General features: G+C 71.1%; 20 protein-coding genes. 16 read left to right on the top strand and 4 right to left on the bottom strand.

Going from position 1 to position 23,133, the window contains the following annotated elements:
- Positions 1–78: 78 nt before the first annotated feature.
- Positions 79–3,774 carry a S8 family serine peptidase gene (locus HYQ63_RS34045; protein ID WP_179937606.1) on the top strand — a complete coding sequence of 1,232 codons (3,696 nt, stop codon included), beginning with the start codon at positions 79–81 and terminating at the stop codon, positions 3,772–3,774.
- 86 nt (positions 3,775–3,860) lie between these two features.
- Entirely contained in the window at positions 3,861–4,877 is a 1,017-nt protein-coding gene (locus HYQ63_RS34040) for a helix-turn-helix transcriptional regulator (RefSeq protein WP_257232317.1), read from the top strand.
- 35 nt (positions 4,878–4,912) lie between these two features.
- On the opposite strand, the gene HYQ63_RS34035 is transcribed toward HYQ63_RS34040, so the two are convergent.
- Positions 4,913–5,470 carry a TetR/AcrR family transcriptional regulator gene (locus HYQ63_RS34035; protein ID WP_179937604.1) on the bottom strand — a complete coding sequence of 186 codons (558 nt, stop codon included), beginning with the start codon at positions 5,468–5,470 and terminating at the stop codon, positions 4,913–4,915.
- Positions 5,471–5,634: 164 nt separating this feature from the next.
- On the opposite strand from HYQ63_RS34035, the gene HYQ63_RS34030 reads away from it, so the two are divergent.
- From HYQ63_RS34030 to HYQ63_RS34020, 3 genes are all read left to right on the top strand, one after another.
- Entirely contained in the window at positions 5,635–5,871 is a 237-nt protein-coding gene (locus HYQ63_RS34030) for a multidrug efflux SMR transporter (RefSeq protein ID WP_257232316.1), read from the top strand.
- A gap of 172 nt (positions 5,872–6,043) precedes the next feature.
- The gene (locus tag HYQ63_RS34025) at positions 6,044–6,520 is read left to right on the top strand and encodes an Rrf2 family transcriptional regulator (RefSeq protein WP_218929596.1); all 477 of its coding nucleotides are present in this window, start codon (positions 6,044–6,046) and stop codon (positions 6,518–6,520) included.
- Positions 6,521–6,613: 93 nt separating this feature from the next.
- On the top strand, positions 6,614–7,057 hold the full coding sequence (locus HYQ63_RS34020) for a carboxymuconolactone decarboxylase family protein (protein ID WP_257232315.1): 444 nt from the start codon (positions 6,614–6,616) through the stop codon (positions 7,055–7,057).
- A 119-nt stretch (positions 7,058–7,176) separates the two neighbouring features.
- On the opposite strand, the gene HYQ63_RS34015 is transcribed toward HYQ63_RS34020, so the two are convergent.
- The gene (locus tag HYQ63_RS34015; RefSeq protein ID WP_179937601.1) at positions 7,177–7,959 is read right to left on the bottom strand and encodes an IclR family transcriptional regulator; all 783 of its coding nucleotides are present in this window, start codon (positions 7,957–7,959) and stop codon (positions 7,177–7,179) included.
- A 115-nt stretch (positions 7,960–8,074) separates the two neighbouring features.
- Between HYQ63_RS34015 and HYQ63_RS34010 the strand changes: the two genes are divergently transcribed.
- From HYQ63_RS34010 to HYQ63_RS33995, 4 genes are all read left to right on the top strand, one after another.
- The gene (locus HYQ63_RS34010; RefSeq protein WP_179937600.1) at positions 8,075–9,067 is read left to right on the top strand and encodes a 5-dehydro-4-deoxyglucarate dehydratase; all 993 of its coding nucleotides are present in this window, start codon (positions 8,075–8,077) and stop codon (positions 9,065–9,067) included.
- Positions 9,064–10,404 (top strand): glucarate dehydratase family protein, encoded by a 1,341-nt coding sequence (locus tag HYQ63_RS34005; RefSeq protein WP_179937599.1) that lies wholly within the window; start codon positions 9,064–9,066, stop codon positions 10,402–10,404. The genes HYQ63_RS34010 and HYQ63_RS34005 overlap by 4 nt, the downstream gene beginning before the upstream one ends.
- Before the next feature lie 202 nt (positions 10,405–10,606).
- Positions 10,607–12,553 (top strand): GDSL-type esterase/lipase family protein, encoded by a 1,947-nt coding sequence (locus HYQ63_RS34000; RefSeq protein WP_257232314.1) that lies wholly within the window; start codon positions 10,607–10,609, stop codon positions 12,551–12,553.
- A gap of 66 nt (positions 12,554–12,619) precedes the next feature.
- Positions 12,620–12,808: a hypothetical protein gene (locus tag HYQ63_RS33995; protein WP_179940786.1), complete on the top strand. Its 189-nt coding sequence runs from the start codon at positions 12,620–12,622 to the stop codon at positions 12,806–12,808.
- A gap of 53 nt (positions 12,809–12,861) precedes the next feature.
- On the opposite strand, the gene HYQ63_RS33990 is transcribed toward HYQ63_RS33995, so the two are convergent.
- The gene (locus tag HYQ63_RS33990) at positions 12,862–13,398 is read right to left on the bottom strand and encodes a DinB family protein (RefSeq protein WP_179937597.1); all 537 of its coding nucleotides are present in this window, start codon (positions 13,396–13,398) and stop codon (positions 12,862–12,864) included.
- Positions 13,399–13,579: 181 nt separating this feature from the next.
- On the opposite strand from HYQ63_RS33990, the gene HYQ63_RS33985 reads away from it, so the two are divergent.
- From HYQ63_RS33985 to HYQ63_RS45710, 7 genes are all read left to right on the top strand, one after another.
- The gene (locus tag HYQ63_RS33985; RefSeq protein ID WP_179937596.1) at positions 13,580–14,542 is read left to right on the top strand and encodes an LLM class F420-dependent oxidoreductase; all 963 of its coding nucleotides are present in this window, start codon (positions 13,580–13,582) and stop codon (positions 14,540–14,542) included.
- 459 nt (positions 14,543–15,001) lie between these two features.
- Positions 15,002–16,141, top strand: coding sequence for a dimethylsulfone monooxygenase SfnG (gene sfnG, locus HYQ63_RS33980; RefSeq protein WP_179937595.1), 1,140 nt, complete (start codon positions 15,002–15,004; stop codon positions 16,139–16,141).
- A 31-nt stretch (positions 16,142–16,172) separates the two neighbouring features.
- Positions 16,173–17,390 (top strand): acyl-CoA dehydrogenase family protein, encoded by a 1,218-nt coding sequence (locus tag HYQ63_RS33975; RefSeq protein ID WP_179937594.1) that lies wholly within the window; start codon positions 16,173–16,175, stop codon positions 17,388–17,390.
- A gap of 30 nt (positions 17,391–17,420) precedes the next feature.
- Positions 17,421–17,975, top strand: coding sequence for an NADPH-dependent FMN reductase (gene ssuE / locus HYQ63_RS33970; RefSeq protein ID WP_179937593.1), 555 nt, complete (start codon positions 17,421–17,423; stop codon positions 17,973–17,975).
- A gap of 8 nt (positions 17,976–17,983) precedes the next feature.
- Positions 17,984–19,183, top strand: coding sequence for an SfnB family sulfur acquisition oxidoreductase (locus tag HYQ63_RS33965; protein ID WP_179937592.1), 1,200 nt, complete (start codon positions 17,984–17,986; stop codon positions 19,181–19,183).
- Positions 19,184–19,221: 38 nt separating this feature from the next.
- Positions 19,222–20,382: an LLM class flavin-dependent oxidoreductase gene (locus tag HYQ63_RS33960; protein WP_179937591.1), complete on the top strand. Its 1,161-nt coding sequence runs from the start codon at positions 19,222–19,224 to the stop codon at positions 20,380–20,382.
- A complete protein-coding gene (locus HYQ63_RS45710) occupies positions 20,382–22,238 on the top strand; it encodes an NtaA/DmoA family FMN-dependent monooxygenase (RefSeq protein ID WP_373689226.1) in 1,857 nt (618 codons plus the stop codon). Before HYQ63_RS33960 ends, HYQ63_RS45710 begins: the two co-directional genes overlap by 1 nt.
- Positions 22,239–22,291: 53 nt before the next feature.
- On the opposite strand, the gene HYQ63_RS33945 is transcribed toward HYQ63_RS45710, so the two are convergent.
- A complete protein-coding gene (locus HYQ63_RS33945) occupies positions 22,292–23,017 on the bottom strand; it encodes a class I SAM-dependent methyltransferase (RefSeq protein ID WP_179937590.1) in 726 nt (241 codons plus the stop codon).
- Between the last annotated feature and the right edge of the window lie 116 nt (positions 23,018–23,133).

Genomic DNA, 23,133 nt, shown 5'->3' with positions numbered 1-23,133 from the left:
GCCCGCACACCCCCGGCGACCACTCTGATCGCACCTTCCGACAGGAGAGTCGGATGCGATGAGGGAGGAAGCCAGCCGATGCGAAGAGTGCGTCGCCTCGTGGCTGTGGTGGGCGCCGCCGGTGTGGTGGCCGCCGCCATGGCCGCCCCGGCGGTCGGCGCCCAGCCGTCCCGGTCCGCCGCGAAGGCCCCACAGACCGCCCCGCCGGTTCGTACGCAACAGCACACGGTCACCCTGATCACCGGTGACACGGTCACCGTCACCACCGGCCCCGACGGCACGTACGCCGTGGAGGTGCAGCGGGCGCCGGGCCGCGAGTCGGCGGAGTTCGTGACCACCCAGCAGGACGAGGAAATCAGCGTCGTACCCGTGGACGCGCTCCGGCTGATGTCCAAGGGCCGGGTCGACGCGGGCCTGTTCAACATCACCCAACTCGTGAAGCAGGGCTACGACGACCGGAAGACCGGCTCGATCCCGGTCATCGCCACCTACCGCACCGACGGCGCGCACCCGACCCCCGAGGGCGCGCGCAAGACCCTCGCCCTGAGCAGCGTGGACGGTGCGGCGCTCAGCGCCGCAAAGGCCGACGCGGCGGACTTCTGGGCCGACGTCAGCCGCGACAAGGGGTTACGGAAGCTCTGGCTGGACCGCAAGGTCAAGGCGTCGCTCGACGTCAGCGTCCCGCAGATCGGCGCCCCGGAGATGTGGAAGGCCGGACACGACGGCAAGGGCGTCAAGGTCGCCGTGCTGGACACCGGCATCGACGCCACCCATCCGGACGTCAAGGACGCCGTCGCCGACTCCAAGAGCTTCGTCCCGGACCAGACCGTCAAGGACGGCCACGGCCACGGCACCCATGTGGCCGACACCATCGCGGGCGGCGGCGCCGGGTCCGACGGGAAGTACAAGGGCGTGGCGCCGGGCGCGAAGCTGCTGGTCGGCAAGGTGATGAACGACGCGGGCGAGGGCTACTCGTCGTGGATCATCGAGGGCATGGAGTGGGCCGCCGCCTCCGATGCCAAGATCGTCTCCATGTCGCTCGGCGGCCCGGCGTCCGGCCCCTCGGATCCGCTGAGCGAGGCGGTCGACCAGCTGTCGGCGTCCTCCGGCGCGCTGTTCGTGATCGCGGCGGGCAACTCCGGCCCGTTCGAAGGGACCGTGGAGACCCCCGGCATCGCCGACTCGGCCCTCACCGTCGGCGCCGTCGACAAGTCCGACAAGTGGGCGACCTTCTCCAGCCGCGGACCGCGCACCGGGGACTACGCGATCAAGCCCGACATCACCGCGCCCGGCGTGAACATCACGGCGGCCCGCGCGGCCGGTACGACCATGGGAACCCCCGTCAACGACCTGTACACCACGTCGAGCGGCACCTCCATGGCGACGCCGCACGTCGCGGGCGCGGCGGCGATCGTCGCGGAGACCCACCCCGACTGGACCGGCCGGCAGATCAAGGACGCCCTGGCCAGCACCGCCAGGACCAGGGCGTCGGACGGCCCGTTCACCCAGGGCGACGGCCGGGTCGACGTACCGCGCGCGGCCACCCAGAACGTGTTCGGGACCCCGGTCCTCAACTACGGCCAGTACGCGTACGACGCCGACCAGGCCGACCCCAAAACCATCAGGTACACCAACGCCACCGACAAGCCGGTGACGCTGAAGCTGGCGTCCTCGGTCGGCGACGACTCCCTCACGCTCGGCTCCGACACCGTGACCGTGCCCGCGAACGGCGAAGTGAAGGCCCTGGTCACCGTCGACCCGGCCAAGGCGGCTGCGGGCCGCCACGCCGGATACATCACCGCCACCGGTGACGACGGCGCGGGCGGCACGGTCAAGGTGACCACCGCCGTCGCCTACGAGAAGGCCGAGAAGCTCCACGACCTCAACGTCACGCTCCTGGACCGCGAGGGCAACCAGTCGCCCGGGGGGCTCTACACCCTCCAGCGGCTCAGTGACGGGAGCCAGAACCAGTTCGGCTTCATGCGCGGCTCCGACACCTTCCAGCTGCCGCCGGGCACGTACTCCCTCGCCACCTGGATCCCGGTCTACGACAGCGGGAAGCGCGAGGTCGCGACGAGCGTCGTGGGCGATCCGCAGATCGAGCTGACGGGCGACACCGCCCTCACCCTCGACGCCCGCAAGGCCGTCGAAATCAAGCCAAAGACCAAGGAGAAGGACCCGGAATCCCAGGGCGTGACGACCTCCTGGCACCGGGAGCTGGAGGGCGGCAGCTCCTTCGGCCTGACCTACTCGATGGGCAAGTGGAAGAAGCACATCTACGCGGCGCCGACCGAGAAGGTCACCGAGGGCCTCTTCGAGTTCTACAGCCGCTGGCGACTGGAGAAGACCGAGCTGACCGCGCGCGTCACCAGCCCCGAGCGGGTGACGCTGAACCCGCAGTACGCGACCACGTACACCGGCTGGCCCGTCAAGATCGACGGTAAGCGGAAGGTGCGGCTGGTGTCCGCCGGGGCCGGTACGCCCGAGGACTTCGAGGGCCTGGACGTGAAGGGCAAGGCCGTGCTGGTGGGCCTGGCGCCCGACGGATGGCCCGACGAAGCGGTCGTCAACGCCACCAAGGCGGGCGCCGCCTACGTCCTCGCCTACCGCAAGACCACGGCCGGTCTGTGGATCACCGCGGTCGACAGCGCGACCATCCCCGTCATGTCCGTACCCGGCGAGGAGGGCGACAAGCTGCTCAGCCTGCTGGACGGCCAGTCCAAGGTGACCATCGAGCTGGGCGGCACGGCCAACAGCCCGTACCTGTACGACGCGGTACTGCCGGAACGGGACGCCATCGGCGAGAACCTCACGTACCCGCTCAACAGCCGCACCACCCACAAGGTCACCGCCCGCTACCACGCCCCCGGGAAGGACCAGCTCGGCGCCGAGGCCACCCACACCTACCGCCCCTACCAGCGCTTCTCGGTGGAGCAGAAGTCCGAGGTGCCGCTCGGCACCGAGCGCACCGAGTACTACACCGCCGACCCCGACACCCGCGTCTGGCACACCGCCATGCAGGACTACGACGGCGGCGGACGGCAGTGGTCACCGCTGCGGACCTACGCGCCCGGGACGAAGGAGACCGTGGACTGGCTGTCGCCCGCCATCCGCCCCACCACCGCCGCCGAGTTCGGCACATCGCAGCGCGAAGGCGACCAACTCACCCTCGCCATCCCCGAGTTCTCCGACTCGGGCACCGGACACTACGGCTCCGCGGGCGCGGCCAAGGACGGCGTGGACGCGGTCAAGACCAGCCTGTACGCGGACGGCACCCTGGTCGGCGAGGCGTCCTACGGCTCGGGCACCTTCGCCGTACCGGCCGCGAAGGCCGACTACCGGCTGACCATCGACGCACGGCGCACCGCCGCCTGGTCGGCGTACTCGACCAGGACCACCACCCAGTGGGACTTCACCTCCGCCCACACCGCCGAGGCCACCGCCCTCCCCCTGCTCTCCCTCGACTACGACCTCGGCGTCGACCTGCTGGGCCGCGCCAAGGCCGGACACCGCTTCACCTTCGGCCTCACCCCACGCCACCAGGAGGGCGCCCAGGCAGCGAAGGTGCGCTCGCTCAAGGCGTGGGTGACCTACGACGACGGCGCCACCTGGAAGGCGGTGAAACTCGATCGCACCGGCGCCGCGTACCGGGCCACCGTCGACCACCCCCGGCTCGGCGCCACCAACGGTTTCACCGGCCTGCGCGTCCAGGCCACCGACGCCGACGGCAACCGAATCGATCAAACGGTCATTCGTGCATATGGCCTGAAGTAGGCTGAAATCCTTCCTTCGGCGGTAACAAACACCGTCTAGCGTGCCGTTGTTTGAATCGTTGCATCGACACGCTGGAGCCGCCAGAAGTGGACAGCAGAGCAGCATCCGCATCCGACGAGACCCCTGCCGCGCCCCCGAGCCCCTGGGCCGCGGCGGGGGTCTCCGACTTCGACGAGACGCTGTACCACGCGATCCTCCACCAGCCCGACGCGGGCGTCACCGGCTGGTCGGAGCTGCTCCGCACCTCCCCCTCCCGCATCCGCCGCGGCTGCGCCCGCCTCCTACGCCTCGGCCTCCTCCAGGCACCCGACTCCACGGGCGGACTGCGCCCCGTCGACCCCCGCATCGCCGTGCGGGCCCTCATCCGCAAACGCGAAACCGAATCCGAACTCCTCGCCGCCACCGCCGAGGACCTGGCCAAGGTCTACGCGGCCGGGGCGCTGCGCGCCGAACCATCCGGACTGATCGAAGTGGTGCACGGCGAGAGCGCCAACGCGGCGCGGCTGGAAGAGCTGTACGCCCGGGCCGAACACGACATCTGCCTCTTCGATGCCCCGCCCTACCTCGCCCCGCTCACCCCGCAACTCGACCTTCAGAGCGAGGTCCTGCGCCGCGGTGTCTCCTACCGCACGATCTACTCCGTCTCCTCCCTGGAGACACCCCAGCTCCTCGCCTACGCCGAAGGCATGGTCGCCCTCGGCGAACAGGCACGGGTGCTCCCCGCCGTCCCCATGAAGCTCCTGGTCATCGACGGCCGCTGCGCGATGCTGCCGCTGACCAGCACGGACGCGGGCCCGGGCTACTGCGCCGTGATCGTCCGCCACTCCGCCCTCACGGACGCGCTGCGGACCCTCTTCGAAACCCTGTGGCAGCAGGCCACGCCCCTGAGCGGCGTACGGGAGGAGAGCCACGAAGACCTCACCGAGGCGGACCGCAACCTGGTGGGCCTGCTGGCGGTGGGCATGAAGGACGAAGCGATAGCCCGCCACCTGGGCATCAGCCTGCGCACCCTGCGCCGCCGCATCAGCAGCCTCCAACTCCGCCTGGGCGCCCGAGGCCGCTTCCAAGCAGGCGCCCGAGCCGCCCACCGAGGCTGGACCTAGCCTCGAACGCGGCATCCGCCCGAAACTGCCTCAGGTCACCAGCGGTCCAGGACGCGGGCGAGTTCGGTGAGCGCAGCGGTTAGGCGGGCGGTCGAAACTCCTCGCTCGCGCTGGTGGGCGAAGACGTCGGGCGCCAGCGGGGCCAGCAGGGTGTCGGCCAGGGCGTCCGGGTCGGCCACGTCGGCCACGCGGAGGAGGGCCAGGACGTGGGCGCGCCAGAAGCCATAGGCGCCGGTGGCGTACCGCCTGGCGCCGATCTCGGCGCCGAGTGCCAGATGGATGTGCTGGTCGAGGAGTTCGGCCATGGCCGTGTAGAAGGCGGCCAGCCGTTCGTGGGGCGGCGCCCCCGGTCCCAGCGGCGGCGGGCCCTGGAGCAACTCGTGCTGCAGGGCCTTTTCGTGTTCGTCCAGCAGCGCGGTGGCGATGGAGGCGACGTCCGGGTACCGCCGGTACAGCGTCCCCCGGCCTACGCCGGCGGCCCGTGCGATGTCCTCCATCGTGACGGTGCGCGGGTCCTTCGCGGCGAACAGTTCGGCCGCGGCGGCGAGCACTTTTCCCCGGTTGCGAGCGGCATCGGCGCGTTCCTTGGTCACGGGGGCCAGCCTAGGGCCTCCTCCGGAATAGGTGGACAACCTGTCCGGTTGCTAGTCTTCGAAACGCGCAACCGGACATGGTGTCCGTTTCACTTGACCCCAGGGAGGCACACTCATGAGCTCCACCCTGCTGCACCTCGACGCGAGCGCGCGCCGCCGACTCCGTGAGCTGGCTGTTGCTGCTGGCCGCCGGTGCCGTGGAGGTGGCCTGGTCGCAGAGCATCAAGCCCACGGCGGGCTTCACCCGGCCGCTACCCACCCTGATCTGCTTCTTCCTCGCCGCCGTCGCCGTCTACCTGCTGTCGCTGGCAATGAAGGACCTGCCGGTGGGCACGGCGTACGCGGTGTTCACCGGAATCGGCGCCATTACCTCGGCATCACGATCCACAAGGACCCGGTGAGCGCCGGCCGGGTGGCCGGACTGGCGCTCATCATTGCCGGAGTTGCTCTCGCGCGGGTCACATCCACCGAGTAGGGGCCCGAGGAAACGGGGAGACGGCCGGGGCTGTCTTCCGGTCGTCTCCCCGCCATTTGATTGTGGAGGTCCTGGATGCTAAATATCGAGGTATGCAGATGAGTGAGGGTGTCGAATGGGCCCTGCACAGCTGCCTCAACCTCGCCTGGGCGGAGCACCAAGCTGTGACGGCGCGGAAGCTGGCGGCCTTCTACGACCTGCCGCCGGCGTATCTGAACCGGCAACTGCAGGCGTTGGCGCGCGCCGGGATCGTCACGTCGACCTCCGGGCCGCGCGGCGGCTTTCGGCTCGCGCGGGTACCGGAGCAGATCACGCTCCTTGACGTCGTGGTCGCAATCGAGGGCGAGCGAGACGCCTTCCGATGCCAGCAGATCATGCGTGACGGGCCCGGCGGGAGGTCGGATGTCGACTACCGCAAGCATTGCCTGGTCTCACAGGCGATGCGCCGGGCGGAGCTGGCGTGGCGGCGGGAGCTTGCCGCCCAGACGCTCGCCGACATCAAGGAATCGGTCGAGAGCAAGCACCCTGACGCGCCACGGATGGCGCGGAACCGTCTGACTCAACCCGCACGCTGAACCGCGTCACGCCGTGGGCGCGGCCTTCGCGACAAAGATTCCTGAACATCTTTTGTTCAGAAACGAAAGGATCGAATCGAAATGCAACCTCGCATGGCGAACGTGTACAAGGTCGCCGGACGTGGCTATCAGGCCCTGTCCGCGATGGAGGAGTTCCTCCACGACAGTCCTGCTTCGAACGATGTCCTGGAACTGGTCAGATTGCGTGTCAGCCAGATCAACGGCTGTTCGGTGTGCGTCGACTTGCACTCACACCGGGCCAGTGACGCGGGCGAGACCAACGAACGGCTTTGGTCGGTCGCCGCGTGGCGGGACACTCCGTTCTTCACCGACCGGGAACGCGCCGCGCTGGCGCTCGCCGAGGCGGTCACGCGGATAACGGACAACCCCGAGGGCGTACCCGATGACGTCTGGGACACCGCCGCCCGCCACTTCGCCCCGGATGCGCTCGCCGCCCTCGTGATGGCGATTGCGTCGGTGAACGCCTGGAATCGTGTGAACGTCGCCACCGGCCTGGTAGCCGGCTCCTTCCGATGAGGACCTGACACCCACCGCAGAACCACACCCGGAAGAGGGGCGCCCACTTCGGCGGGCGCCCCGTCCAGCGACACTGGCGTGTGCCCGACGGCGCCCCAAGCGGCCCGCCACCAGCCCCGCTACCGCCACTGCGTCGCCGCCCGCGGGACCACCGCTTCGATCTTCTCCCGGATCTCCCGCATCACCGCCACGATCCGCTCCTCCCGGCCCTCCGTCAGCCGGGCCGTCGGCACCGAGCAGCTGATGGCATCCACCGCCGGGGCGTCGTACCGGAGGGCGAAGCCGAAGCCCACGATGCCGGTGACGCCCTCCTCGCGGTCCACCGCGTAGCCGCGTTCCCGGGTGCGGGCCAGGTCGGCGACCAGGGATGCCCGGTCCGGGTGGGTCATCGGGGTCAGTGGCTCCAAGGGCCCTTCCGGCAGGGGGAGTTCGTCGTCGGGGCGTTCCGCGAGCAGCGCCTTGCCGAGGGCTCCGGCGTACGAGGGGAGGCGGCGGCCCACCCGGCTGAAGGGCCGGAGGTATTCGTGCGACTCGCGGGTGGCGAGGTAGACGACGTCGCCGCCGTCCAGCCGGGCGAAGTGGATGGTCTCGCCGAGGGCGTCGGACGCCTCGTCCAAGTAGGGCCGTGCCGCCCGCACCCGCGGGTCGCTGTCGAGGTAGCTGGTACCGGTGAGCAGGGCCCGGATGCCGATGCCGTACAGCGAGCCGGTGACGTCGGTGCGTACCCACCCGCGGTCGATGAGCGTCTGGAGCAGCGCGTACATGCTGCTGCGCGGCACGTCCAGTTCCTCGGCCAGCTCCCGGAGCCGGGCGGGCTGGTCGCCGCGGGCCGCGAGCAGTTCGAGGAGCTGCACGGTGCGGCCCGCGGACTTCACTTCGCGTACGCCACCGGTTTCCGCCATGGGTCGCATCGTAATCCGCGGCACGGCACCGGTGTCCCACCTATTGACGCCCCTGCGTGCACATTCCTAACCTCTATCTTCATACGTAGATGTCATCTACATAGGGAGACGAGTCATGACGGCCCTCACGGCCGATGCGGCGACGACGGCGGCCCGGTTGCGCGACGGGATGGCGAGCGGCGTGCTCTCGTTCCCGCTGACCAGCTTCACCGGCGACAAGGGGGGCGAGGGCGGCAAGGGGGCCGCGGGCGACGGCGCGGCCGCGCTCGATCTGCCCGCGTACCGCGATTACCTCGCGATGCAGATCGAGACCGGCCCGGGCGCGATCTTCCCGGCGTGCGGCACGGGGGAATTCTTCTCCCTGGACGAGGACGAGTACCGCGAGGTCATCACCGCGGCCGTCCGCGAGGCCGACGGCCGGCTGCCGGTCGTCGCCGGGATCGGCTACGGCTGGGCGCAGGCGGCGCGGTTCGCCCGGATCGCGGAGGAGGCGGGCGCGGACGCCGCGCTCGTGCTGCCGCACTATCTGGTGAGGGGCCCGCAGTCGGGGCTGGTCGAGCAGATCCGGCAGATCGCCGCCCGCACCCGGCTGCCGCTGATCGCGTACCAGCGCGACCAGGTCGCCTTCACCATGGACGGGCTGCGCGAGCTGGTCGCGATCCCCGGCGTCATCGGACTCAAGGACGGGCACAGCGATCTGGACCGGCTCCAGCGCCTGAAGCTGGCCGCGCCGGACGACTTCCTGTTCTTCAACGGCGCCGCGACCGCCGAGGTCCAGGCCCGCCCGTACGCCAGCATCGGCATCACCGCGTACTCGTCGGCCGTGCACGCCTTCGCCCCCGAGATCGCGAACGCCTTCTTCACCGCCCAGCGCGACGGCGACGACGCTACGGTGGAGCGGCTGCTGCGTGACTTCTACGTACCCCTGGTCGAGCTGCGCGACCGCGTCCCGGGCTATGCCGTCTCGCTGGTCAAGGCGGCGGCGCGGCTGCGCGGGCGGCCGGTCGGCCCGGTGCGCGCACCGCTCGCCGACCCCGGCCCGGACGATCTGGCCGACCTGGAAGCCCTTCTGACCACCGGACTCGACCTCGTGGGAGCCGCACGATGACGCAGACTCAGGCGCAGACGACCGGCACGACCCCCCAGACGCCCGAGGCCCAGGGCCTGACCATCGCCGAGGTGCGGCTGACGCCCATCCTCGTCGCCGACCCGCCGCTGCTGAACACCCAGGGCGTCCACCAGCCGTACACCCCCCGGCTGATCATCGAGGTGGTCACCGAGGGCGGGGCGACCGGCATCGGCGAGACGTACGGCGACACCAAGTACCTCGACCTGGCCCGCCCGCTGGCCGAGAAGCTCCCCGGCCACAGCGTGACCGACCTGAACGGGCTCTTCACCCTGGCCGACGAGGTCGCGGTGGACGCCTCCCGGGTCGAGAACTCGGTCGACGTCGGCGGCCTGCGCGGCGTCCAGACGGCGGACAAGCTGCGGCTGTCGATCGTCTCCGGCTTCGAGGTGGCCTGTCTGGACGCCTGGGGCAAGGCGGCGGGCTTGCCGGTGCACGCGCTGCTCGGCGGCAAGGTCCGCGACCGCGTCGAGTACAGCGCGTACCTCTTCTACCGCTGGGCCGAGCACCCGAACGGCGCCGGGGAGGCCGACGACTGGGACGAGGCGACCACCCCGGCCGGGGTGGTCGCCCAGGCCGAGCGCTTCGCCCGCGACTACGGCTTCACCTCCTTCAAGCTCAAGGGCGGCGTCTTCGAACCGGATCAGGAGATCGCCGCGATCCGCGCCCTGGCCGAGCGCTTCCCCGGTCAGCCGCTGCGCCTGGACCCCAATGGCGCCTGGTCCGTGCCCACGTCCCTGCACGTGGCCGAGGAACTGCGGGACGTCCTGGAGTACCTGGAGGACCCGACCAGCGGTACGCCCGGGATGGCCGAGGTCGCCGGGTCCGCCGGTGTCCCGCTGGCCACCAACATGTGCGTGACCACCTTCGGGGAGATCCGGGAGGCGTTCACCAAGGGTGCGGTGCAGGTCGTCCTCTCCGACCACCACTACTGGGGCGGGCTGCGCAACACCCGTGAACTGGCCGCCATCTGCCGCACCTTCGGCGTCGGCCTGTCCATGCATTCCAACACCCACCTGGGCATCAGCCTGGCCGCCATGACGCATGTCGCGGCCACCGTGCCCAACCTGGACTACGCCTGCGACAGCCACTACCCGTGGCAGTCCGAGGACGTGATCACCGAGCGCCTCACCTTCCGGGACGGCCGTCTCGACGTCCCCGACACCCCCGGGCTCGGCGTCGACCTCGACCGTGAGCGGCTCGCCGTACTGCACCAGCGCTGGCTGGACGACGACGGCACGATGCGGGACCGCGACGATGCCGCCGCGATGCGGGTCACCGACCCCGCGTGGGTGACCCCGGCCATTCCGCGCTGGTAGTACGCCCGCTCAGCCTTCAGCCCGGCCCGGGCCGCCGAGGGGGCGGCCCGGGCCGGATGTGCGCTTGAGGTGTGCGCTTCACCTTGACGTTGAACCGATTCATCGCTTCCATCGTGACCGCACCCCCCTGGGAGCGCTCCCAGGCATCCCCGCCCCCTCCGCGAGAGGACCCCCTCCCATGCGCAGACTCTTAGCGTTTGTCATGGCCACGACCTTGCTCCTGTTGGGGCTGAGCCTGAGCACCGCCACCGCCCACGCGGCACCCGCCACCCCCGCCAAGGCCCTGGGGGACGGCTCGGTGACCGACCCGAACATCGTCTACACCGGCCGCTGGGACCTCGGCTCCGCCACCGCCGCCGTCCCCCACTGGACCGGCGGCTACCTCCAGACCGCTTTCACCGGGACGACGGTGAAGGTCAAGGCCCGGAACGCGGTGAACTTCTACGCCAGCATCGACGGCGGCGCCTATGTCTTCCACGCGGGCGTCAAGGGCACCGTCAACCTCACCCCGACGCCCCTCCCCCAGGGCAACCACACCCTCCGCATCTCCTACCGCTCCGGTGACACCGTCTTCCAGGGCCTGGTCCTCGACGCGGGCGCGGGCACCACCACCCCGCGCGTGCCCGGCAAGCTCATCGAGTTCGTCGGCGACTCCATCACCGCCGGTGCCCTCACCGACCGGCTCGCGCTCGACTCGTACGGCTGGAAGGCCGCCGAACAACTCGGCATGCGCCACACCCAGATCGCCCGCGCGGGCTACTGCCTGGTCGGCAAGGACGGCTGCGTGGGCCTCGCCACCCAGTTCTTCAAGACGGGCTCCACCGGCGACCAGGGCTGGGACTTCTCCCGCTACCAGGCGAACGCCGTCGTCATCAACCTCGGCACCAACGACATCGGGCACGGCGTCACCGGCGCCGAATTCCAGTCGGCGTACACCGCCCTCCTCCGCGACATCCGCGGTAAGTACCCGAACGCGGCCCTGTTCGCCGTCCAGACCCTCAAGAAGCGCTACCTGGCGGAGACCAAGGCGGCGGTGAGCGCGCGCAACGGCGCGGGCGACGCGAAGGTGTACCACGTCGACACCAGCGGCTGGCTCACCGACGGCACGGACTACGAGGACGGCAACGGCCACCCCAACGAGGCGGGCCACACCAAGTTCGCCAACCGCCTGGCCCCGGTCATCTCCGCGAGGCTCGGCTCCGCGCCGCTGAAGGCCGCCGCCCCCGGCCAGCCGGGCGACCCCAACATCAAGTTCAGCGGCCGCTGGGACACCCAGACCTCCACCACCGCCTACACCCCCTACTGGGCAGGCGCGTACTTCCGCACCGGCTTCACCGGCCGCACCGTCAAGCTCAAGCAGCGGAACGCCATCGACCTGTGGGCCAGCATCGACGGCGGCCCCGCCGTCTTCTTCGACGAGGCCAAGGGCACGGTGAACCTCACCCCCACCCCGCTCGCCGCCGGAAACCACACCCTCCAGGTCAACTACCAGGTCATCGCGGGCAGTTACCACGGCGACGCGGTCTTCCAGGGCCTGACCCTCGACAGCGGCGCCACCACCTTCACCCCGCCCACCCCGAAGAAGCTGATCGAGTTCGTCGGCGACTCCATCACCGTCGGCACCACCACCTCCCAGAACGCCCGCACCGCCTACGGCTGGCTCATCGGCGAACGCCTCGGCGCCGACCACACCCAGATCGCCCAGGGCGGCGCCGCGCTCGTCGACACGGCGGACGACCGGATGAGCCTGGAGCAGCAGTTCACCAAGCTCAACCCCAACGCCACCACGCCCACCTGGGACTTCTCCCGCTACCAGGCGAACGCCGTGGTCATCAACCTCGGCACCAACGACGTGGGGCGCGGCGTGAGTTCGGCGCAGTTCCAGGCGTCGTACACCAGCCTGCTCCGCAAGGTCCGCACCGCCTACCCGGGCGCCTGGATCTTCGCCCTGCGCACCTTCAGCGGCCGCTTCGGCACCGAGACCAAGACCGCCGTCACCGCCTTCGGCGACGCCAGGGTCAGTTACGTCGACACCACCGGCTGGCTGGCCGCCGGTGACCTCTCCGACTCCGTCCACCCGAACGACCAGGGCCACCGCACCATCACCACCCGGCTGGCGCCCCTCATCTCCGAAAAGCTCGGCGGCTAGCCGATGGTGGCCCGGTTCCCGGGCTGAGAGGATGGCGCGCACCACAACAGAAGGAGCGTGAAGAGCGTGATCGTGCTCGCCTTGGCGTGCGTCCTGTTGCTCGTCGTCGGAGGGTGCGTCTGCGTCGTGTGGGCGGCGCGGGGCGGGCCGCGTTGGGTGCGCGCGGTGTCCACCGTGACCCTGACGCTGGGTGAGGTGGTGCGCGCGTCGGGGCGCGGGAGCGGCGGCCGAGGCGGGAGCACGGGGGACGACTGAACGCGGCGCGGGGTCCCCGGCTCAGGCGGGAGCCCGGTGGGACGTCACCGACATCACCCTGGCGACGCGGCGCGCAGCAGGCGGAGTTGGCCGATCTCGGTGACGTTCTTCATGAGCTCGGCGTTCACCCAGCCGACCATGTGGGCGACGGTGTACTGCGGGTCGCCCTGCCAGGGGAACTGGGCGGTGGCGTCCAGTTCGGCGTCGGCGAGCCCGTCCAGCACCGTCAGCCAGTCGTCGCGCAGACCGCGCAGCCACTCGATGGCCGCCTTCCCGCCGCCCGGCCAGACGATCTCGGTCCGCTCCCGGGGCGTCCGCCCCCGGGCGTGGTCGATGGTCACGCTCCACCACCAGCCGATGTGCCAGCTCACCCAGCCGATCGTGGGAACCGGAACGGGATCGGGTTCGGTGTCGGCCCAGTCCGGCACCCATGTGCCGTCGGGTGCCTGACGCATCGTCCAGCAGTGGGATACGGGCTCCCAGAGGAAGTCCCCGGGCTCCAGCCTCTCCAGGTGGTAGTCGAAGAGCGACCAGGTCAGGTCGAACTGCCAGCGCAGTAGATCACATCGGGACGCAGGGGAAACAGTCATCCGCCGACCCTGGCACGCCCTCACGCCTCCCGGGAAATGGTTATCCAACTCCTTCCCCAGGTTCCTGACGCCAGTCTGTGCGGACCATCCATCTTTACCGCAAGTAACCCCAGGTGACACGGGTAGCAACGAGGACCCGGGAGGCCGGTTTGAAAGCGGGGCAAACCGGTACCCGGGGACCATGCGATGGGGATACACGATGATGACCGAGCAAGCCGGACCACGCCAGCTCGTGGAGGACGTGGTCCGGGCCGAGCAGGTCGGTTTCGACTTCTCGGTGACCTCCGACCACTACTTTCCGTGGCTCGATTCCCAGGGGCACTCCCCCTACGCCTGGAGTGTGCTCGGGGCGGCCGCGCAGGCCACGTCGCGGATCCCGCTGACGTCGTTCGTCACCTGCCCGAGTGTCCGCTACCACCCGGCGGTGGTGGCGCAGAAGGCCGCCACGATGCAGCTGCTGTCCGAGGGCCGGTTCCGGCTGGGCCTGGGCTCCGGCGAGAACCTGAACGAACACGTCGTGGGCACCGGCTGGCCGTCGGCCGACATCCGGCAGGAGATGCTGGAGGAGGCCGTGGAGATCATCCGCGAGCTGTTCCGGGGCGGCTACGTCAACCACCGGGGCACCCACTTCGACGTCGAGTCCGCCAAGCTGTGGGATCTGCCCGACGAGGCGCCGCCCATCGGGCTGGCCGCCTCCGGCGAGGCGTCCTGCGGGCTTGCCGGGCGACTGGCGGACATGCTGATCGCCACCGAGCCGAAGCCCGGCCTGGTGGACGCCTTCGAGCGGCACGGCGGCGGCGGGAAGCCACGCATCGGGCAGCTGCCGATCGCGTACGACACCGACCGGGACGCGGCGATCACCCGGGCCCATGACCAGTTCCGCTGGTTCGGCGGCGGCTGGAAGGTCAACTCCGAGCTGCCGGGTCCGGCCTCCTTCGAGGGCGCCACGCAGTACGTACGGCCCGAGGACGTGGCCGCGTCCATTCCGTGCGGCAATGACGTCACGGAGTTCACGGAGAAGATCCGCCCGTTCGTGGACGCGGGCTTCACGGACGTGGCCCTGGTCCAGATCGGCGGGGACCACCAGGCCCCCTTCTTCGACTGGGCCGAGAAGCAGCTGCTGCCCGCGCTCAGGGAGCTGTAGCCGCGGGGCACCGCGAGCAACACCGGCCGGGCTGCGGGATTCCGCGGCCCGGCCGCTTTTTGTGTGCGTGTCCGGGATATGGAATCCGGGCCGAGACTTCTTGACCGGCCGGACTTTCCCCTGCTTGTATCGATGCCATGAATCGACAGGACCTCACGCGGCGACGCCACGTCGACCTTGCGCGTGTCTCCAGCGCGTCCTGTTGCTGTCGGGCCTGAGCGCACGCGACCGATCTCCGCAACGCCTTCCGCGTCGCCGCCCCTCCCCCTCCCCCCTCCTCAGCACCCCTGACCAGGCACGGTCCAGGGCTGTTTCGCACCGGCCGCCGTCCTTCCGCGTCGCTGCCCGCCCTTCACGCATGACGGCCTGACCGCCGCGCGGCGGTCGATTTCGCCCGCGTCTGAATTCCCCGCCAGGCGCTGATTCGCCATGCCCGTATGCACATTCCGGGAGTTCCCCATGCCCGCAGATCCCGCCACCGAATTCCGCAACGACCCACTGCGTTTCGCCTATTGGGTGCCCAATGTCAGCGGCGGTCTGGTCACCAGCACCATCGATCAGCGCACCGACTGGGGCTATGACTACAACCGCGAGCTGGCCGTGCTCGCGGAGAACAACGGCTTCGACTACGCCCTCAGCCAGGTGCGGTACATGGCCAGTTACGGCGCCGAGTACCAGCACGAGTCGACCAGCTTCAGCCTCGCGCTGCTGCTCGCCACGCAGCGGCTGAAGGTCATCGCCGCCGTCCACCCCGGGCTGTGGCATCCGGGCGTCCTGGCCAAACTGGGCGCCACCGCCGATCAGCTCTCGGGTGGGCGGTTCGCGGTGAACGTCGTCAGCGGCTGGTTCAAGGGTGAGTTCACCGCGCTCGGCGAACCGTGGCTGGAGCACGACGAGCGCTACCGCCGCGCCGAGGAGTTCATCCACGCGCTGCGCACCATCTGGACCGAGGACCACGCCGAAGTGGCCGGGGACTTCTACCGGATCCGTGACTTCTCCCTCAAGCCCAAGCCCCTGAACAGCACGGAGCGCCCGCATCCGGAGATCTTCCAGGGCGGCAACTCCACCGCGGCCCGCGCCATGGCCGGGCGGGTCTCCGACTGGTACTTCAGCAACGGCAAGGACTTCGACGGCGTCACCGAGCAGCTCCGGGACGTGCGCGCCTCCGCCGCCACCGCGGGCCGCCCGGCGCCCCGCTTCGGTCTCAACGCGTTCCTCATCGCCCGCGACACCGAGGCCGAGGCCCGCGACACCCTGCGCGAGATCGTCGCCAAGGCCAACGCCGACGCCGTCCACGGTTTCCGCGACGCGGTGCAGCAGGCGGGGCAGTCCACCGCCGACGGCAAGGGCATGTGGCAGGACTCCGGCTTCGAGGACCTGGTGCAGTACAACGACGGTTTCCGCACCGGGCTGATCGGCACCCCCGAGCAGATCGCCGAGCGCATCGTCGCCTACAAGCGGCTCGGCGTCGATCTGTTCCTCCTCGGCTTCCTGCACTACCTGGAGGAGGTCGAGTACTTCGGCAAGCGGGTGCTGCCGCTGGTGCGCGAGCTGGAGGCACAGCTGCCGGACGCCGAGCCCGCGCCCGCCCTCACCTGATCCCCGTACGCACGCCCGGAAGGGAACGCCCATGAGCACCGCCACCCGCACCGACTGGCAGACCCGCACCCGCCCCACCGACGCCGACGGCTGGATCGGACGCGCCGCCGAGGTCGCCGGGGTGCTGGCCACCGACGCGGCCGCCCGCGACAAGGCCGGCGCCACCCCGTACGCCGAGGTCCAGTTGCTCAAGGACTCGGGCCTGGTCACCCTCCTCGGCCCCGCCGCGCACGGGGGCGGCGGCCAGGACTGGACGACCGCGTACCGCGTGGTCCGGGAGATCGCCAAGGCCGACGGCTCCATCGGCCAGCTGCTCGGCTACCACTACCTGTGGAACTGGGCCGCCCGGCTGGTCGGCACCCGCAAGCAGTGGGAGCAGGTCGAGGCCGACGCGGCCCGGAACCAGTGGTTCTTCGGTGGCGCCGTCAACCCGCGCGACAACGACGTGGTCGTCCGGGACGAGGGCGACAGCATCACCTTCACCGGCCACAAGTCCTTCTCCACCGGCAGCAAGGTCTCCGACGTCACCGTCCTGGAGGGGGTCTTCGAGGGCACCGACCGCCATGTGTTCGCCATCGTCCCGTCCGACAGCGAGGGGCTGACCTTCCACGACGACTGGGACAACATCGGCCAGCGGCTCACCGAGAGCGGCAGCGTCACGCTCGACGGCGTACGGGTCCCCTGGGCGGCGGCCGCGGGATACGTGGACAAGGAGTTCCAGCCCCGCGTCTACAACACGCTCAACGTGCCGACGATCCAGCTGGTCTTCGTCGCCTTCTACCTGGGCATCGCGGCCGGTGCGCTGGAGACCGCGGCCGTGTACACCCGCACCAAGTCCCGGTCCTGGCTGCACGGCGGGTTCGACGCGGCGGTCGACGAGCCGCATGTCATCGACACCTACGGCGACCTCACCGCCAAGCTGTGGGCGGCCGAGGCGCTCGCGGACACCGTGGCGGCCGAGGGGCAGCGGCTGCACGAGGACCCGGACGCGGTCACCGAGCAGGCCCGCGGCGAGTTCGAGGTCAGGGTGGCCGCGGTGAAGGCGCGGGCCACCGATGTCGCCCTGGAGGTCACCAGCCGCATCTTCGAGGTCACCGGGGCCCGCTCGACCGCCTCCGCCGAGGGCCTGGACCGCTTCTGGCGGAACGTCCGCACCCACACCCTGCACGACCCGGTGGCCTACAAGCGCCGCGAGGTGGGCCGCCATGTGCTGACCGCCGAACTCCCCCAGCCCACCTGGTACTCCTGACCGCCCGCCACTTCCTCGAAAGGGACCACCATGGCCACCATCCTGTCCATCTCCGGCTCCCCCTCCGCCGCCTCCCGCACCGGCCGGCTGCTGCGCCACCTCGACGCACGGCTCACCGACCAGGGCCATGAGGTGATCCCGCTCGACGTCCGCACCATCCCCGCCACCGCCCTGCTCGGCGCCGACTTCGCGCATCCGGACATCGTCCGGGCCAAGACGCTGGTCGAGCAGGCGGACGGGATCATCGTCGGCACCCCCGTCTACAAGGCCGCCTACTCCGGGCTGCTGAAGTCCCTGCTGGACCTGCTGCCGCAGTACGCGCTGGCGGGCAAGACCGTGCTGCCGCTGGCCACCGGCGGCACCACGGCGCACGTGCTGGCCATCGACTACGCGCTGCGGCCGGTGCTGTCCTCGATGGGCGCCGCGCACATCGTGCAGGGCTGGTTCACGCTCGACAAGGACATCAACACCACCCCCGACGGCGGGGTGATCGTGACCCCCGGCGCGGCCGAGGCGCTGGAGCAGGTCGTCGACCAGTTCTCCGTGGCGCTGGGCCACCAGCCCCTGCTCGCGGCGGCGAGCTGACGGCCGCCATGACGTCCCTTCCCGAAACCGCCCACCGCATCGCCGACGACGCGGAGGCGCTGGAGGTGGCCGCGAAGCTCGCCGACGAGTTCCGTACGGGCGCGGCCGGGCGCGACGCGGGCCGCACCCTGCCGCGCGCCGAGCTGGACCGGCTGTCGGCGTCCGGGCTGCTGGCGATCACCGTCCCGGACGAACACGGTGGCGCGGACGTCTCGGCGGTCACCCTCGCCGAGGTGTTCCGGCTGCTGGCGGCCGCGGATGCGAGCCTCGCCCAGATTCCGCAGAGCCACTTCGTGTACATCAACGTGCTGCGCCGTCAGGGCACGCCTGAGCAGCAGGCGTTCTTCTTCGCGGAGGTGCTGGCGGGCAGGCGGTTCGGCAACGCCCAGTCGGAGGCGGGGACGAAGCACATCCAGGACATCCGCACCCGCCTGGAGCCACGGCCCGACGGCTCGTACGAGCTGACGGGCGTCAAGCACTACTCCACCGGCGCCCTGTTCGCCGACTGGGTCCCGGTGCTGGCGCGCGGCGCCAACGAGGAGCTGTACGTGGCGTACGTTCCGCGGGACGCGCCCGGGGTGAGCGTCGTGGACGACTGGGACGGCATGGGCCAGCGTACGACCGCCAGCGGCACCGTACGGCTGGAGGGCGTGGACGTGCCCACCGACCGCGTGGTGCCGCATCACCTCACCTTCCGTGGCCCCCAACTGCACGGCGCCGTGGCCCAGTTGCTGCACGCCGCCATCGACGCGGGGATCGCCTCGGGCGCCCTCGCGGAGGCGGTGGCGTTCGTCCGCACCAAGAGCCGCCCGTGGTTCGAGAGCGGCTTCGAGACGGCCGCCGAGGACCCGCTGCTCATCCAGCGCTTCGGCGAACTGGCCGTCCAGGTGCGGGCGGCCGAGGCGCTGCTGTCCGCCGCCGCGCGGGCGGTGGACACCGCCCGCGGGGATCTCACCGACGACACCGCGGCCGAGGCGTCGATCGCCGTGGCCACCGCGAAGGTGTCGGCGGCGGCCACGGCGGTGGAGGCGGGCAGCGCGCTCTTCGAGGTGTCCGGCACCCGCTCGGCGCTGGACTCCCTCAACCTCCACCGCCACTGGCGGGACGCCCGTACCCACACCCTGCACGACCCGCCCCGCTGGAAGGTCCAGCACATCGGCCGCTACGTGCTGAACGGCACCCGGCCGCCCCGGCACGGCCTTCTGTAACCATCCCTCGAGAAAACTCCCTGATCGGAGCCGCATCCATGTCCCTCACCTTTCACTGGTTCCTGCCCACCAACGGCGACAGCCGCCATGTCGTCGGCGGCGGCCACGGAACGCCCGTCACCGCGGCCGGTGGCGACCGTCCGCCGTCCGTCGGCTACCTCACCCAGATCGCCCGCGCCGCCGAGGACCTGGGCTTCGTCGGGGCGCTGACGCCGACCGGGGCATGGTGCGAGGACGCGTGGCTGACGACCGCGATGGTCAGCCAGAACACCGAGCGGCTGAAGTTCCTGGTGGCGTTCCGTCCGGGGTTCGTCTCCCCCACACTCGCCGCGCAGATGGCCTCGACGTACCAGCGGCAGACGGGCGGCCGGCTGCTGCTGAACGTGGTCACCGGGGGCGAGAGCCATGAGCAGCGGGCGTACGGCGACTTCCTCGACAAGGAGGGGCGCTACCGGCGCACCGACGAGTTCCTGGCGATCGTGCGCGGGCTGTGGGACGGCAAGACCGTGGATCTGGCGGGCGAGCACCTCCAGGTGGCGGACGCCTCCCTGGCCCGGCTGCCCGACCCGGTGCCGGAGGTGTACTTCGGGGGCTCCTCCCCCATCGCCGGTGAGGTGGCGGCGCGCCATGTGGATGTGTACCTCACCTGGGGCGAGCCGCCCGCCCAGGTCGCGGAGAAGATCGCCTGGATCCGGGGTCTTGCGGCCAGGGAGGGCCGTAAGATCCGCTTCGGCATCCGGCTGCACGTCATCACCCGCGACACCAGCGAGCAGGCGTGGGCGGAGGCGCGGCGGCTGCTGGACGGCTTCGACCCGGAGACGGTGAAGTCCGTTCAGGCCGGGCTCGCGCGCAGCGAGTCCGAGGGGCAGAAGCGCATGCTCGCGCTGCACGGCGGCGGCCGGGACGGGCTGGAGATCCACCCCAATCTGTGGGCGGGCATCGGCCTGGTGCGCGGCGGCGCCGGTACGGCGCTGGTGGGCAGCCACGAGGAAGTGGCGGAGCGGATCGCCGAATACCACCGGATCGGGATCGACGAGTTCGTGCTGTCCGGCTATCCGCACCTGGAGGAGGCGTACTGGTTCGGCGAGGGCGTGCTGCCCCGCCTGCGGCAGCAGGGGCTGTGGTCCCACCCGGCCCGCCCCACCGCCGCCCCGCAGCCCGCCGCGCAGGTGCCCTTCGCCGCGTCCGGGAGCCGATGATGGCCCACGTGATCGCCACCGAGGCCGAGGCGGCCCGGGTGGCGGCGAAGCTGGCCGAGGGGTTCCGTACGGGCGCGGCCGGGCGCGACGCGGACCGCAGGCTGCCGCACGCGGAACTCGACGCGCTGTCGGAGTCGGGGCTGCTGGGCGTCACCGTGCCGCGCGCGCACGGCGGCGCCGGGGTGGGCGCCCGGACGCTCGGTGAGGTCATCCGGCTGCTGTCGGCGGCCGACTCCAGCATCGGGCAGATTCCACAGAACCACTTCTTCTTCGTGGAGGTCCTGAAGCAGAACGGCACCGAGGAGCAACGCGCCTTCTTCTACGGCGAGTTGCTGGCCGGGCGCCGGTTCGGCAACGCGCTGGCGGAGAAGGGCACCCGGCACGCCCTGGAGTTCGCCACCCGGCTGGTCCCGGATCCGGTGGCCGGCGGTTTCCGGCTGACGGGGACCAAGGACTACGCCACCGGGGCGCTGTTCGCGCACTGGGTGCCGGTGTTCGCGCTCGGCCCGGAGGACCGTCTCACCGCCGCCTTCCTGCCGCGCGACGCGCCCGGCCTGACCGTCGTGGACGACTGGGACGGGATCGGCCAGCGCACCACGGCCAGCGGCACCGTGCGGCTGGAGGACGTGCACGTGCCCGAGGACCGGGTGGTGCCGCACCATCTGACCTTCGAGCGGCCCGAGGTGTTCGGCGCGTTCGGGCAGTTCCTCCACGCTGCCGTGGACACCGGGATCGCCCGGGCCGCGCTGGAGGAGGGCGGCGAGCTGATCCGTGACGTCGCCCGTCCCTGGGGCGAGTCGGGGGCCGACCGGGCGGCCGGGGAACCGCTGGTGATCCAGAACCTGGCCAGCGCCGCCCGCAACCTCGGCCTCGGCGAACAGGTCGCCCACGACGACCGGTACGAGATGGCCGAGGAGTTCCTGGAGGTCTGCTACAAGCTGTGGGAGTACTCCTGGGACGACGACGCGGTGGTCCGCGACCCCGAGCGCGGGCTGTTCACCGACCCCGCCCGGATCCGCGACATCGCACACGAGGGCAAGCACTTCTCCGTCCCCGGCGTCTTCCTCAGCGAACCCTCCCCGCAGCGCACCCCGGTCGTCTTCCAGGCGGGCGCCTCCCCGCGCGGCCGCGCCTTCGCCGCCCGCCACGGCGAGGGCGTCTTCATCAACGCGGTCACCCCCGAGGCCACCCGCCGCGTCGTGGACGACATCCGCGCCAGGGCCGCCGCCGAGGGCCGCGACCCGTACGGCGTGAAGATCTACATCCTGCTCACCGCCATCACCGCGCCCACCGACGAGGAGGCCCGCGCCAAACACGCCGACCTCGCCTCGTACGCCTCGTACGAGGGCGCACTCGCCCTCTACGGCGGCTGGAGCGGCCTGGACCTGTCCACCCTCGACCCGGACGAGCCGCTGGCGTACGTGGACACCGACGCGGTCCGCTCCGCCCTCGCCATCTTCTCCACGGCCGATCCGTCCCGCGAGTGGACCCCCGACCAGGTCGCCCGCTACCTGGGCATCGGCGGCATCGGCCCGGTCGTCGTCGGCGCCCCTGACACGGTGGCCGACGAACTCGAACGATGGGTCGAGGAGGCCGACATCGACGGCTTCAACCTCGCCTACGCCACCACCCCCGGCACCTTCACCGACTTCGTCGACCTGGTCGTCCCCGAACTGCGCGCCCGCGGCCGGATGCCCCACTCCTACGAGGGCGCCACCCTCCGCGAACACCTCCACGGCCCAGGCAACCCCCGCGTCCCCGAGGACCACCCGGCGGCCCGCCACCGCGCGCTCGCGGCGGCGGAGCGCTCAGGGCACGAGCGCTCAGGGCACGAAGGTCAGCACGCGCTGAAGTGAGGTCGCGGCGGCGTATGCGGGGGCGAGGTGGCCGAGGACGTCGGACTGCGCGTTCACCGACCGGCCACGTCCCGGGGACGCTGCCGCTCGCGAGGGGAGGCGAGCGGGCGTCGCAGGTACCAGACGTGGGCCGGGGGCAGGTTGGCCCACACGGTCCGGCGGCCGGTGGCGTAGCTGCGCTGGTAATCGGCCATGACCTCGTTCACGGCGGTGTGCCGGCGTGCTTCGGCGCGTGATGCGGTCAGGGCCCGGGCGGTGCGGGTGCCGACGTAGGCGAAGTAGGCCAGCGTGCCGCCGGGGTTCAGCATCTCCATGTACCGGGCCATGATGCGATCGACCTGCCCGGGGGTGAAGTTGGTCAGCGGAAGGCCGGAGACGATCACGTCGTAGCGCTGGTCGGCGCCGAGGTGCTCGACGTACGCCTGGTGCACGGTCACCTGCCGGGGCGGGGCCGCCGGATGGGGGTCCGCGGCGGCCAGGTGGCGCAGTCGCGCGGCGAAGCGCGGGTTGGCCTCGACGATGTCCAGACGGCTGCCGCGGGACAGCCGGGGTATCAGCGTGCGGGTGACCGCGCCGGTTCCGGCGCCCGCTTCCAGGACGGTCAGCGGGCGGGGCGCCCGGCCCAGCAGGGGATCGGTCAGGGCGCGGGCGAGGGCCCTGCCGCTGGGGGCGACCGCGCCGGTGGTCCGCAGATCGCGGGCCGCTTCGATGAGGAACATCCAGCCCTCGGCACGGCGCTGCGCCACGACACGGTCGTGAGAAGTGGTCCAGTCGTTCATGGTTGCGACGCTAGGAACGCGCGTCCCGGATCAGATCCGTCGTGGTGCGACGGCCTCTCCCTACGAAAGTAGGGGGTCGGCGTGGCAGATCGTCGGAACGGGTGTGCGCGGGGTCT

Origin of the sequence: Streptomyces sp. Rer75 (genome assembly GCF_013414305.1) — a bacterium.
In the GTDB taxonomy this organism is placed as follows: Bacteria; Actinomycetota; Actinomycetes; order Streptomycetales; family Streptomycetaceae; genus Streptomyces; species Streptomyces himastatinicus.
This window is presented reverse-complemented; position numbering and strand designations above follow the sequence as displayed.